This is a genomic window from Piscinibacter defluvii (genome assembly GCF_004011805.1).
Lineage (GTDB): Bacteria > Pseudomonadota > Gammaproteobacteria > Burkholderiales > Burkholderiaceae_C > Piscinibacter > Piscinibacter defluvii.
The window spans coordinates 146,692-158,901 of sequence record NZ_RCHJ01000004.1; the positions used below are offsets into that span (position 1 = coordinate 146,692).

Below are 12,210 nucleotides of genomic sequence, written 5' to 3' on the forward strand. Positions count from 1 at the left end.
TCGATGCCCTGGTTCCGGATCCTGCCCTTCCTGCTCGGCGCGGCCATGCCGGCCCCGGCCTGGGCCGCCGGCGAGCAGCTCGTCTGCGCAGTCACCTACGGCGGCCAGACGCAGACGCTGCGCGCCGCGCCGGTGGCCTCGCCGTATGGCGTGCAAGCCACGGCGATCGGCTCGTACTTCCTGTTCCGGCCGGTGTTCGAGCGGCCGCCCGGCGGCGCCGCGACGCTGAAGATCTACATCTATGCCGACGCCGAGGGCGGGCCGGTGCCGCTGCACGTGGCCGAGTTCGCCTACCCCGTGAAGGCCCAGGGGCGGCACGGCTTCACCGGGCTGCAGCGGGTCTACGAGCCGATGCGCGACGGCGAGCTCGAGTACTGGTGCGCGCTGCGTCGCGCCGGGCCGGCGCGGTGAGGCGGCGCGTGCTGCTGCCGGCCGCCGTGCTGGCGCTGGCGCTGGCACTGCCGGCCCGGGCCGCCGAGCCGGTGAGCCTGGTGTTCGTGGGCGACATCATGCTCGACGACGGCCCGGGCCGCAGCATCGCCGCCGGCGCCGACCCGCTGGCGGGCGTCGACACGCTGCTGCGCGGTGCCGACCTGCGCATCGGCAACCTCGAATGCCCGGTCGCCCGCGGCGGCACGCCGCTCGAGAACAAGATCTACACCTTCCGCGCCGACCCGGCCGCGCTGCGCGTGCTGGCCGGCCGCTTCGAGGCGCTCTCGGTGGCCAACAACCACTCGGGCGACTACGGCCAGGCGGCCTTCCTCGAGACGCTCGCGCACCTGCGCGACGCCGGCATCCAGCCCTTCGGCGGCGGCGCCGACCTGGCGCAGGCGCATGAGCCGCTCTGGATCGAGCGCCGCGGCGTGCGCATCGCCGTGCTCGGCTACAACGAGTTCAAGCCGCGCCGCTTCGAGGCCGGGGCCACCTGGCCGGGCATCGCCTGGAGCGAGGACAGCCACGTCCTCGCCGACATCCGCGCCGCGCGCGCGGCCGGCGCGCACGTGGTGATCCCGTTCATGCACTGGGGCTGGGAGCGCGAGACGCAGCCGAGCGACCGTCAGCGCGCACTCGCGCGGCTGATGATCGATGCCGGCGCCGACGCGGTGGTCGGCGCGCACCCGCACGTGACGCAGGGCGCCGACACCTGGCGCGGCCGGCCGATCGTCTGGAGCCTGGGCAACTTCGTGTTCGACAGCTTCACGACCCCGGAAACCACCACCGGCTGGCTGCTGCGCCTCGAGGTCGATCGGCGTGGCGTGGTGCAGGTGCAGACCCACGCGGTGCGGCAGGACGCGGCCGGCACGCCGCACCCGGCGCCCCAGTTGGCCACGCCGTGCTGGCGGCGCGGGGCGGCGGGCTTCACGGACTGCCCGGGCAACGGGCGCTGAGGGGCGGGTCGACCGGACGCTGCGGTTCGGCCGGCAGCGCTCCTCGGCGAAGGGCAGCCGTGCTGCCTGGACGCCGAGACTCGTCGACTCCTGTCCGGAGTCGGACGTGCCGCCGCGCTCAGCGCGCGCCGGCAGCCTCGAGCAGGCGCACCATCGCCGTGTAGCCGCGCGACCGCGCGAGTTGCAGCGGCGTGCTGCCGCTGCGGTCGGCCAGCTTCGGATCGGCACCGGCGTCGAGCAGCGCCTTGAGCGTGGCCTGGTGGCGCGGGCCGCCGTCGCCGAGCACGACGGCCTCGATCACCGCGGTCCAGTGCAGGTTGTTGACATGGTCCAGCGGCGCGCCGGCGGCAATGAGCTGGCGCACGACGCCGTCGTGGCCCAGGTGCGCCGCGGCGATCAGCGCCGTGCCGTCGTAGCGGCTGGTCACCAGCCTGGCACTCGCGCCGAGCTCGAGCAGCAGCGCCAGCGTCGCCTCGTCGTCGGCCACCGCGGCGATCGTCACCGCGTCGTAGCGGTCGGCGTCGAACGCGCCGAGGTCGGCCCCGCCGCGCACCAGCGCACGGAGGGCGTCGAGCCGGCGCGCGTGTGCCGCCACGTGCAGCGGCGTGCGGCCGCGCCCGTCGCGCCCGTTCGGGTCGGCGCCGCCGGCCAGCAGCGCACGCACCGCGGCGGCGTCGCCGCGCCAGGCCGCGGCGTGCAGCCCGCGGTAGGCCTGCACCTCGGCCGCGCCGGGCGGCACCTGCGCCGACGCCGGGGCCGCGGCGAACAGGCCGGCGGCGAGGGCGAGGCCGACGGCCCCGAGCGCGCGCCGGCGCCCGGCGCACGCGGGCCGCGCCGCACCGGTCGCGCTCATTGCAGCAGGTCCTTCGCCTGCTCGAGCGCGGCGACGGCGCACTGCTCGTCGAGGTGGCCTCCCGGTGCGCCACCGACGCCGATCGCGCCGATCACCTCGTTGCCCGCGCGCACCGGCACGCCGCCGCCGAGCAGCAGGTAGCCGGGGATGTGCACGAGGTTGGCCGCGGCGGGGTTCTTCTGCGAGGCGTCCATCATGGCCAGCGTCGTGTTGCGCGCCGAGGCCGACGTGAATGCCTTCTGCAAGCTGGCGCCCAGCGTGTGCGGGCCGGCGTTGTCGGCGCGCTGCACGACGCGCACGTTGCCGGCGCGGTCGACCACGGTGGCGGTCACGGCGTGGCCGTTGGCCTGGCACGCGGCGACGCTGGCGGCGGCCAGCCGCGTCGCCAGTTCGAGCGACATGTTCTTCTCGGTGCGCACGGCCTGGGCGTGCGCGGCGCCGGTGGCGACGGCGGCCGTCAGGAGCGTCGCGGTGATCAGGCGGGCGGGGGTCTTCATCGGGGGTCTCCGGCTTCGTCTTGGGGTATCGGGCGGCCGCGGCGCGACCGTGCCGGCACTGTAGGCAGCGCGCCGTCGCGCGCCCATCCGGCCGGCTACGCGCGCCACTGCGTAGAACTACGCGGTGGCGCTAGCCCGTGCCTTCGGCGTCGGCCTCGACGAGTGCCGCGTACCTGCGGATCAGCGCCGCCAGCGACTCGGCCTGCAGCTTGACGAACAGGTTGGCGCGATGCGCCTCGACGGTGCGCGGCGACAGGGACAGCGCACGGCCGATCTCCTTGTTCGTCAGCCCCGCGACGATCAGCAACAGCACCTCGCGCTCGCGCGGCGACAGCTGCGCATAGCGCTCGCGCGCGCCGGCGTCGGCCTGGCGGCGCTCGCGCGAGCGCACATGGCTGCGGATCGCCTGCTGCAGCGTGTCGAGCAGCAGGTCGTCGTCGACCGGCTTCTCGAGGAACTCGGCCGCGCCGCCCTTGAACGCGCGCCGGCACAGCTCGACCGTGCCGTGGCCGGTGAGCATCACCACCGGCTGGTCGGCGCCCTCGGCACGCAGGCGGTCGAGCACCGTCAGTCCGCTCAGCCCCGGCATGCGCACGTCGAGCACGACGGCTCCGATCGCGGCACGGTCGAAGCGGTCGAGGAACGCCTGCGGGTCGTCCCAGGGCTGCACGCGCAGGCCCACGCTGGCGATCAGCCGCGCCAGTGCATCGCGCACGCCGGCATCGTCGTCCACCAGGTGCACCAGCGGCGACTGCTGCGCGGCGTTCATGCCGTGCCCCTCGCCGCCGCGAGCGGCAGCACGAGGCGGAACTCGGCGCCGCCGCCGTCGCGGTTGCCGCCGGCGAGGCTGCCGCCCATGCCCGCGGCCAGCGTCTCGCTCAGGCTCAAGCCCAGCCCGAGCCCGCCCTGGCGCGCCGTCGCGAAGGGCTGGAACAGCCGCGGCAGCAGCTCGGGCGGGATGCCAGGGCCGCGGTCGGCCACGGTCAGCGCGCCGCCGGCGCCCGCCATCGCGGTGCGCACCTCGAGCCGGCGCCGCGCCGCGGGTGTGTCCTCGAGCGCCTGCAGCGCGTTGAGCAGCAGGTTGTGCACGATCTGCTCGAGCGCCACCGGGTCGGCCGTCACCGTCACGGCGTCCAGGGCCCGGGTGAGCTCGATGCGGTCGCGGCGCAGCCGCGGGTCGAGCAGGTGCAGCGCGTCGCGCACGGTGGCGTCGAGCGCCACCGGCTGCAGCGCCGCCGGCGCGCCGCGCGCTTCGACGCTGCGGCGCAGGCGCTGCACGACGTCGCTGGCACGCCGGGCCTGCGCAACGACCTGCTCGATCGCCTCGCGCGCCTGCGCGAGGTCGTCGTCGTCGTCGCCGGGGTCTGCGGTGTCGCGCGGCGACGCCAGCGACGCGCCGGCGAGCCGCCGCCGCGCCGCCTGCGCGTTGGCCAGCACGGCGGCCAGCGGCTGGTTGAGCTCGTGCGCCAGGCCGGCGGCCATCTCGCCGAGCGTGTTCAGCCGCGCCACCTGGCCCAGCCGCAGCAGGTCTTCCGCGCGCCGGCGGGCCGTGCGCTGGCGCTGCACTGCCGCGGCCGCGCCGACCAGCGTGGCGCTGATCAGCACCCAGGCGACCAGCGCGGCCCACGGCCACTGCGCCGGGCCGGTCGCGCGCTGCAGGTGCAGCTCGAACGGCTGGCCCGGCGCGTCGAGCGTCTTGGCCGCGACGAAGCCGGGCGTCAGCCCGAGCGGCCGCTCGGTGCGGTCGGCGCCGGGTTGCAGCACGAGCACCGCCGCGCCATGGCGCAGCTCGACCCGCACCGGGCCGTCGCGCGCCAGCGGCCAGGTATCGGCGTCGACCAGCCGCGCGGCGTCGACGACCAGCGCGTGCGACAGGCCGGCCGCACCGGCGAGCACCAGCACGTAGTGGCCGCGGGCCGCGTCGATGGCGGCGAGCATGGCGCGGCGCTCCCGGCGCGACATCGGCTCGGCGCCGCGAAGCGCAGCCTCGAGGCCGGCCTCGGGCCAGGCGGCGTCGCCGGCGCGCCGCAGCACCCGCAGCACCGTCGGGTGCAGCGCGGGCAGGCGCTGGGCCGCGTCGGCGGCGCCGGCCGTCGTGTCGAGCAGCGACAGCGTTGCCAGCGTCGCGTCGATCTCGACGGCGCGCTGGCTCAGCAGGCGGTGCACGATGCGTGCGTCGGTGGCGAAGGCGTCGCGCCGCTGCGCGATGTCCCAGCGCACGAGCGCGGCGCCGCCGGCCAGCGCCAGCACGGCCCAGCCCAGGATCCACGGGGCGGTGTGTCGCCAGCGGAGCTGCATGTGCCGATTCTGTCAGTCGCCGCTTGCACATCGGCAAAGGGGCATCGCACGAGTCCGGACGCCCTCCATCGGATCCACGCGTGTCGCTTCAGGGTCGATGCACGGAGCCTTCGCCCTCACCGCGCCGCGCCCCGCCTCACCCGTGCCGGAACGCCACCGGACTGATGAGGATGGGATTGAGGCCCCTCAAGCCGCTGCGGCGCATTGCGCCTAGGCTGCACCCGATCGACCGGAGGTCACGACGATGAACACGCTGACCAAGCTGGCCCTGGGCCTGATGGGCCACAACCCGCCGCGGCCGCCGGTGGGCGACGCGAAGAAGACGCTCGCCTTGCCGCCGCCGCACCGCGAAGGCGGGCTGCCGCTGATGGAGGCGCTGGCGCGCCGCCAGTCCTTGCGCGAGTTCGCGCCCACGGCGCTGGACGAGCAGACCTTGTCCGACCTGCTGTGGGCCGCTGCGGGCATCAACCGCCCGGCGCTGGGTGGGCGCACCGCGCCGAGCGCGATGAACGCGCAGGAAGTGCTGCTCTACGCCGCGATGCCGCAAGGCCTGTACCGCTACGAGCCGGAGGCGCACGAGCTGCAACTCGCCGAGACCAGCGACGTGCGGCGTGTCACCGGCTACCAGGACTTCGTCGACGACGCGGCGCTGGACCTCGTCTACGTCGGCGATCATGGACGCATGGGCAGGGTGCCGGCGGCGCAGCGCACCGCGTACGCCTGCGCGGCGGCGGGCGCCATGGCGCAGAACGTCTACCTGTTCTGCGCCTCGGCCGGGTTGGCGACGGTGGTGCGCGCCTGGTTCGACCGTGATGCGCTGGCCAGGGCCATGGGACTGGGCAACGACCAACAACTCCTGCTGGCGCAGACCGTGGGCCGCACGAAGGTCTGAGCGTCACGCCCTGGAGCGCGGCGTAGCGAAGTCCGAAGGCGGCGGCCGGGCGTCGCTGGCGATGAACGCTCAGTTTCTGCAGTGGGTCGATGCACGACCTCCGCCCCCACCGCGCCGCGCGCCGGCTCACCCGTGCCGGAACGCCACCGTCTTGAGCGTCGAGAAGCCGTACAGCGCCTCGAAGCCCTTCTCGCGCCCGTGGCCGGACTGGCCCACGCCGCCGAAGGGCAGCTCGATGCCGCCGCCGGCGCCGTAGTTGTTGACGAACACCTGGCCGCAGCGCAGGCCGCGCGCCATGCGCCACTGGCGGTCGCCGTCGCGCGTCCACACGCCGGCCACCAGGCCGAAGGGCGTGCCGTTGGCGATGCGCAGGGCCTCGGCCTCGCCGTCGAACGGGATCAGCACCTGCAGCGGCCCGAACACCTCCTCCTGCGACAGCGCATGCGCGGGCCCAGCGCCTTCCACCAGCGTCGGCGGCACGTACCAGCCGCCGGCCGGCGCCTCCTCGACGACGCGGCCCTGCGCCACGATGCGCAGCCCCGCACCTCGCGCCATCTCGAGGTAGCGCGACACGATGGCGTGCTGGCGCGCCGAGATCAGCGGGCCGAGGTCGAGGTCGGCCAGCGCCGGGCCGACACGCAGCGCGCGGTAGCGCTCGGCCAGGCGCTCGCGCAGCGCGTCGTAGACCGGCTGCTCGACCAGCAGGCGCGAGGCCGCCGAACAGGTCTGCCCGGCGTTCTGGATGCCGCCGTTGATCAGATGCGGCAACGCCGCGTCCAGGTCGGCATCGGCGAACACGATCTGCGGGCTCTTGCCGCCCAGCTCGAGCGTGACGGGAATCGTGTTGCGCGCTGCCGCGGCCTGCACCAGCCGCCCGGTGGCCACCGAGCCGGTGAACGAGAGGTGCTGCACGCCCGGGTGCGCGGCGAGCGCGGCGCCGGCCTCCTCGCCCAGGCCGGTGACGAGGTTCAGCGCGCCGTCGGGCAGGCCGGCCTGCTGCGCGAGGCGGGCAAAGGCCAGTGCGCTCAGGCAGGCCTCCTCGGCCGGCTTGAGCACGCAGGCGTTGCCCATCGCCAGCGCCGCGCCCACGCTGCGGCCGATGATCTGCATCGGGTAGTTCCAGGGCACGATGTGCCCGGTCACGCCGTGCGGCTCGCGCAGCGTCAGTGCGCTGTAGCCGGCGAGATAGGGGATGGTCTGGCCGTGCAGCTTGTCGGCCGCGCCGCCGTAGAACTCGAGGTAGCGCGCCAGCGCCAGCGCGTCGGCACGGCCCTGGCGCAGCGGCTTGCCGACGTCCAGCGCCTCGAGCCGGGCCAGCAGGTCGGCGTGTTCGATCACCAGGCGGCCGAGCGCGCCGAGCAGCCGGCCGCGTTCGGCGGCCGTGAGGCGGCCCCAGTCGCCCGCGCGCGCGGCCTGCGCGGCGGCCACCGCGGCGTCGACGTCGGCCGCGCGGCCGCGCGCGATGCGGGCCAGCTCGCTGCCGTCCGAGGGGTTGGCCAGCGGCAGCGTGGCACCGCCCTCGGCCGCGCGCCAGCGGCCGGCGACGAACAGCTCGGTGGTGTCGAAGGGCAGGGTCTCGGCCATGGTGGTTCTCCGCGACGTTGGGCCATCATAGAAGTGCTGATCAACGGCCGGACACCACCATCGCGCGCTTCCTGCTCCATCGCCTGGGCCTCTTCGCCGCCACGCTGCTGCTGGCCTCGGCGGTGGTGTTCGCGCTGCTCGACCTGCTGCCCGGCAACGCCGCGCAGGTGATGCTGGGCGAAAGCGCCACGCCCGAGGCGGTGCGTGCGCTCGAGCAGAAGATGGGGCTGGACCGGCCTGCCCCCGAACGCTATGCGCGCTGGGCGCTCGGCTTCGTGACCGGCGAGCTCGGCACCAGCGCCTCGTACGACGCACCGATCGGCGAGCTGATCGCCGAGCGCCTGGCCGTCACGCTGCCGCTGGCGCTGCTGGCCATGGTGCTGACCACGCTGGTCGCGCTGGCGGCCGGCGTCTACGCCGCGGCGCACCACGGCCGCCCGGGCGACCTCGTCGTGATGGCGGCCAGCCAGCTCGGCCTGGCGGTGCCGGGCTTCTGGTTCGGCATCCTGCTGGTGCTGCTGTTCTCGGTCACGCTCGGCTGGTTCCCGGCCGGCGGCTTTCCCGGCTGGACCGAGGACGAGGGTGGCGGCCTGTGGGACGGTCTGCAGGCGCTGCTGCTGCCGGCGCTCGCGCTGGCCGCGGTGCAGGCGGCGATCCTGGCGCGCTTCACGCGCTCGGCGGTGCTGGAGGTGCTGCGCGAGGACTTCGTGCGCACCGCGCGCGCCAAGGGCCTCGCGCCGCGCGCCGTGCTGTGGCGCCACGTGCTGCGCAACGCGCTGGTGCCGATCGTCACGGTGATGGGGCTGCAGTTCGCCAACCTCGTGACCGGCACCGTCGTGATCGAGAACGTGTTCGCGCTGCCCGGCCTGGGCCGGCTGGTGTTCCAGGCGATCGGCAACCGCGACCTGCCGCTGGTGCAGGCGCTGGTGATGCTGCTGGTGGCCGCGGTGATCGGCATCAACCTGGTGGTGGACCTGCTGTACGGCGCGATCGATCCGCGCCTGCGGAGGGCCGCGACATGAGGTTCGCGCAGCGCGCGCTGCGGCACGGCAGCTTCGTCGCCGGGGCGCTGCTGGTGGCGCTGCTGGTCGGCCTGGCGCTGCTGTCCTTCGTCTGGACGCCGCACCCGGCCGCCGAGATCGACGTGGCCGCCAAGCTGCGCCCGCCCTCGGCCACGCACTGGCTCGGCACCGACAGCCTGGGGCGCGACATCGCCTCGCTGCTGATCGTGGGCGCGCGCGCCTCGATCGCCGCCGGGCTGATCGCGGTGGGCCTGGGCATGGCCGTGGGCGTGGCGCTCGGCCTGCTGGCGGCGGCGCGGCGCGGCTGGGTCGAGGAGCTGGTGATGCGGCTGGCCGACTTCGGCCTCGCCTTCCCGGCGCTGCTGACGGCCATCATGCTCAGCGCGATCCACGGCCCCGGTCTCGCGACCGCGGTGATCGCGATCGGCCTGTACAACATCCCCGAGTTCGCGCGGCTCACGCGCGCTGCCGCCAACACCGTGTGGGCGCGCGAGTACGTGCTGGCCGCGCAGGCGCTGGGCAAGGGCGCCTGGCGCATCAGCGCGCAGCACGTGCTGCCCAACATCGCCGCGCTGCTGATCGTGCAGGCCACGCTGCGCTTCGCGATCGCCATCCTGGCCGAGGCGGCGCTGTCCTACCTCGGCCTGGGCACCCAGCCGCCCATGCCGAGCTGGGGCCGCATGCTCAACGAGGGCCAGAGCATGATGTTCCAGGCGCCGCTGCTGGCCGTCTGGCCCGGCCTGGCGATCGTGCTCAGCGTGCTCGGGCTGAACCTGCTGGGCGACGGCCTGCGCGACCTGCTCGACCCCAGGCTCGCACGGCGCTGATGCGGGCGCCATGCCGGCGGACTTCAACTTTGGGTCTCGCGCGGCGGGCGATGGATATGGATGATTCACCGGCAGGGCAGGGCCGTGGACGAAGGCCTGACCGCTTCGGCGTCCACTTGTTCGAATCCATCAAACATGTACCGAGGGAAGGTCCTCATGACTGCCACCGCATCGAAAGGGGTTCTCCACTGCATTGCCCTCTCAATGGGTCTGGTGATCGCGGGATGCGGCGGCGCGGAATCCCCCCCGTCGGTCGGAACGACGGACGCCACGATTGCCCAATCGAGTCCTCCAGGCAATTCGGAGCCAGTCAGTCCGCCGGCGCTCGAAGCGCAAGCGGAAGCATCCCTGTCCACCGGCACATCGGCTGCGGGGACGATCTCCGCTTCCACGCCCAGTGTCTCCTTCGCCCTCACCGCAAAGACCGGCCAAACCATTCGCTTGGCGGCCGGTGGCGAAGGCACCGTTGCGTTGCCGTTTCCGCGCATTCAGTTGTTCGACCCCAACGGCAGCGTCGTCACTGCGGCGGGCAGCGCCGGCACGCCGGTGGCCTCATTGACGCACGTGACCACTTCTGAAGGCAGTTATCGCGCCGTGGTTTCGAGCGCCCAAGCCGGGGGGATGGGCGGGTTCCGGATTCATGCGGTGATCGCTGGCGCGATAGGTAGCGAACTCGGGCCCATCAACAGCGGGTCGTCCCGTCAGCGGACCTTGGGACTAGGCGACCTGGACTCCTTCACAGTCGTGGCCAGTGGCGGCGACACGATCCGCCTTTCTGCCGCCGGCAGTGGCTCTGCGCCGCTGGCCTTTCCACGGATCCATGTTTACGGACCGTCGGGTGCGCTCGTCGCCACGGATGGTGCGGCGGGTCGTTCTGTCGCGTCGCTCGCCTACAACCCCGATTCCGCAGGAACGTTCACAGTCGTCGTGTCCTCGGCTCAGTTGGCGTCGCCCAACCGGGGTACCTATTCGATCCATCATGTCCGTGCGAACGGTGCGAGCGAGTGGGGCCGTCTGATTCCCGGCGGCTTTCGGACCGCCACCCTGATTCGAGGAGACCTGGACTCGTACAAGGTATCGGCCTTGGCTGGGGAAGCCATCCGCCTGACCGTTACCGGCAGCGGGGCGCAAGCCCTCCCGTTTCCCCGAGTGGAGCTCTACAGCCCGGCAGGCTCCCTGATCGCGTCCGCAGGCGCACCGGGCGCCTCGATGGCGACCATGAATCGCTCGGCACCGATCGACGGAACCTACACCGTGGTGGTATCGAGCGCGCAGGCTGGGGAAGCGGGCACCTATGACGCCGCGCTCACCCTCAGCGGAACGCGCATCTCGTACGCAGCTCTCGGTGACTCCTACTCGTCCGGAGAGGGGCTTCCTCCCTATCTCAACCCGAATGACTGGTGGTGGGAAGGATGCCATCGGTCGGAATCGGCGTACGCCAACTACGTGCGCCTGCCGGGCTCCAACGTGCCGTTGTCCAGGCGACCCGATGCGCAGTTCGACTTCCTGGCGTGCTCTGGCGCCACGACCGACAGCATTCGCGCCGACGGCACAGGCCAGAACGGCGAGCCGCCCCAAATGGCAGCCGGGAATGTGATCGACGATCGCCGGGACCTGATCACTATCAGCATCGGCGGCAACGACGCCCATTTCATCAAGGTGTTCATCTACTGCGTGCTGATCGCTGACTGCCGCAGCCACCAGCCCTTTCAACCACATTCCGAGCTGACCCTGCTCGACGTCGCACCGCTGCTGGTGGAATACGCGGGTCAGCAGGTGTCGACGGTCCATCAGCGGCTTCGCGCTGCCGCCCCGAACAGCACGATTGTCGTGCTCGGCTACCCGATACTGCTCAGCGGAAACGAATGCCCTGCCGCGCGCCTACCTCATCCAGGCGAAACCGTGCTCCAGTTGTCGGCGGCCGAACAGGTGTTCTTGCGCGGCATCAATGCCAGACTGAACTTCCTCATCGAACAGTCAGCGCGTGCCGCTGGGCTGCATTTCGTCTCGGTGTCCGATCGGTTCGCCGGGCATGAGATCTGCGGCCCACTTGAACCGTGGGTCAACGGCATCGTACTGGCGAACCCGACGTGGAACCCGAAGGCGAGCGTGCATCCGACCACCCGCGGTCAGTTGGCGTATGCCTACGCGGTCAACGAATACCTTGACGCCGTGGCGGCAGTGGCCTCTTCCGGCGCGCGTCAACTGCGCCTCGCGGGTCCGCTGGACTCCGACTCGATGACCGCGAGGTCGCCGGCAACGGCTGCCGCAGTTGTCGGGCCTCTGCCGACGCTCGGCGAACTTCGCGTTTCGCTCGCCAACGCACCCGCCGGCTGCGAAAGGATGGGCGGGGTGGTGCTTCCTGGGCAATCCGTGCGGTTGCAAGGCGCCGGATTCGCTGCAGACGAAGTCGTGCAGTTCACGCTCCTTTCCGGCGGCGAGCCCACTGCGTTCGGCACTGCCACAGCCGACGTCTACGGCCAGCTCGACGCCATCGCGATCCTGCCGACGGGGCTGACTGTGGGAACGTATGTTGGCGTCCAAGCGCTGGGGGCCGGGGTCACGGGTGTGGGGAATGCTCTCGTCGCAGTGGCGCGCGTTGACGACCCCGAAGTCGTTGACAGTGATCGCGACGGCTTCCCGGACATATGCGACAACTGCTCCGCCAAGGCCAACCCCGGCCAGGAGGATGCCGATCGGGATGGCTTCGGCGATGCCTGCGACGGGCGCTTCGATTCCGGCGACCTGGTGAGCCCTTTGACCCGACCCGCTTGGAAGGGCTGGCTGGACATGCAGGGGAAGCCGGATGGACCGTCGTATCGCAAGCCATGACCGTGCCCATGGCCGCA

Annotated in this window: 11 protein-coding genes; 6 read left to right on the plus strand and 5 right to left on the minus strand. The window is 72.9% G+C overall.

The features are described 5' to 3' along the window. Positions 1 to 3: 3 nt before the first annotated feature. Positions 4 to 411 carry a hypothetical protein gene (locus D9C15_RS13395; protein ID WP_205854795.1) on the plus strand — a complete coding sequence of 136 codons (408 nt, stop codon included), beginning with the start codon at positions 4 to 6 and terminating at the stop codon, positions 409 to 411. Further along, entirely contained in the window at positions 378 to 1,388 is a 1,011-nt protein-coding gene (locus tag D9C15_RS13400) for a CapA family protein (RefSeq protein WP_240668404.1), read from the plus strand. The genes D9C15_RS13395 and D9C15_RS13400 overlap by 34 nt, the downstream gene beginning before the upstream one ends. Positions 1,389 to 1,506: 118 nt before the next feature. Here D9C15_RS13400 and D9C15_RS13405 read toward each other — a convergent pair whose 3' ends face one another. From D9C15_RS13405 to D9C15_RS13420, 4 genes are all read right to left on the minus strand, one after another. Further along, complete coding sequence (locus D9C15_RS13405) at positions 1,507 to 2,241, minus strand: ankyrin repeat domain-containing protein (RefSeq protein ID WP_127997994.1); 735 nt, start codon at positions 2,239 to 2,241, stop codon at positions 1,507 to 1,509. After that, a complete protein-coding gene (locus D9C15_RS13410) occupies positions 2,238 to 2,738 on the minus strand; it encodes a GlcG/HbpS family heme-binding protein (RefSeq protein WP_127997996.1) in 501 nt (166 codons plus the stop codon). The genes D9C15_RS13405 and D9C15_RS13410 overlap by 4 nt, the downstream gene beginning before the upstream one ends. A 130-nt stretch (positions 2,739 to 2,868) precedes the next feature. After that, positions 2,869 to 3,507, minus strand: coding sequence for a response regulator transcription factor (locus D9C15_RS13415; protein ID WP_127997998.1), 639 nt, complete (start codon positions 3,505 to 3,507; stop codon positions 2,869 to 2,871). Further along, on the minus strand, positions 3,504 to 5,036 hold the full coding sequence (locus tag D9C15_RS13420; RefSeq protein ID WP_127998000.1) for a sensor histidine kinase: 1,533 nt from the start codon (positions 5,034 to 5,036) through the stop codon (positions 3,504 to 3,506). Before D9C15_RS13420 ends, D9C15_RS13415 begins: the two co-directional genes overlap by 4 nt. Positions 5,037 to 5,280: 244 nt before the next feature. Here D9C15_RS13420 and D9C15_RS13425 point away from each other — a divergent pair, with 244 nt between their 5' ends. Further along, positions 5,281 to 5,928, plus strand: a complete 648-nt coding sequence (locus tag D9C15_RS13425; protein WP_127998002.1) for a nitroreductase family protein — start codon at positions 5,281 to 5,283, stop codon at positions 5,926 to 5,928. Positions 5,929 to 6,054: 126 nt separating this feature from the next. On the opposite strand, the gene D9C15_RS13430 is transcribed toward D9C15_RS13425, so the two are convergent. Continuing rightward, positions 6,055 to 7,512 carry an aldehyde dehydrogenase family protein gene (locus tag D9C15_RS13430; RefSeq protein WP_127998004.1) on the minus strand — a complete coding sequence of 486 codons (1,458 nt, stop codon included), beginning with the start codon at positions 7,510 to 7,512 and terminating at the stop codon, positions 6,055 to 6,057. Between the two features lie 59 nt (positions 7,513 to 7,571). Between D9C15_RS13430 and D9C15_RS13435 the strand changes: the two genes are divergently transcribed. The 3 genes from D9C15_RS13435 to D9C15_RS34570 all read left to right on the plus strand — a co-directional run bounded on the left by D9C15_RS13435 (position 7,572) and on the right by D9C15_RS34570 (position 12,193). Beyond that, entirely contained in the window at positions 7,572 to 8,534 is a 963-nt protein-coding gene (locus tag D9C15_RS13435) for an ABC transporter permease (RefSeq protein WP_127998804.1), read from the plus strand. Further along, positions 8,531 to 9,361, plus strand: coding sequence for an ABC transporter permease (locus D9C15_RS13440; protein ID WP_127998006.1), 831 nt, complete (start codon positions 8,531 to 8,533; stop codon positions 9,359 to 9,361). Before D9C15_RS13435 ends, D9C15_RS13440 begins: the two co-directional genes overlap by 4 nt. A 156-nt stretch (positions 9,362 to 9,517) precedes the next feature. Further along, a complete protein-coding gene (locus D9C15_RS34570) occupies positions 9,518 to 12,193 on the plus strand; it encodes a GDSL-type esterase/lipase family protein (RefSeq protein WP_164886720.1) in 2,676 nt (891 codons plus the stop codon). The last annotated feature ends 17 nt before the right edge of the window (positions 12,194 to 12,210 follow it).

Excerpts from the sequence above, each read along its gene's own strand:
- D9C15_RS13430 (WP_127998004.1), bottom strand. The coding sequence starts at position 7,512 with ATGGCCGAGACCCTGCCCTTCGACACCACCGAGCTGTTCGTCGCCGGC.
- D9C15_RS13395 (WP_205854795.1), top strand. The coding sequence starts at position 4 with ATGCCCTGGTTCCGGATCCTGCCCTTCCTGCTCGGCGCGGCCATGCCG.
- D9C15_RS13425 (WP_127998002.1), top strand. The coding sequence starts at position 5,281 with ATGAACACGCTGACCAAGCTGGCCCTGGGCCTGATGGGCCACAACCCG.
- D9C15_RS13410 (WP_127997996.1), bottom strand. The coding sequence starts at position 2,738 with ATGAAGACCCCCGCCCGCCTGATCACCGCGACGCTCCTGACGGCCGCC.
- D9C15_RS13440 (WP_127998006.1), top strand. The coding sequence starts at position 8,531 with ATGAGGTTCGCGCAGCGCGCGCTGCGGCACGGCAGCTTCGTCGCCGGG.
- D9C15_RS13405 (WP_127997994.1), bottom strand. The coding sequence starts at position 2,241 with ATGAGCGCGACCGGTGCGGCGCGGCCCGCGTGCGCCGGGCGCCGGCGC.
- D9C15_RS13415 (WP_127997998.1), bottom strand. The coding sequence starts at position 3,507 with ATGAACGCCGCGCAGCAGTCGCCGCTGGTGCACCTGGTGGACGACGAT.
- D9C15_RS13420 (WP_127998000.1), bottom strand. The coding sequence starts at position 5,036 with ATGCAGCTCCGCTGGCGACACACCGCCCCGTGGATCCTGGGCTGGGCC.
- D9C15_RS34570 (WP_164886720.1), top strand. The coding sequence starts at position 9,518 with ATGACTGCCACCGCATCGAAAGGGGTTCTCCACTGCATTGCCCTCTCA.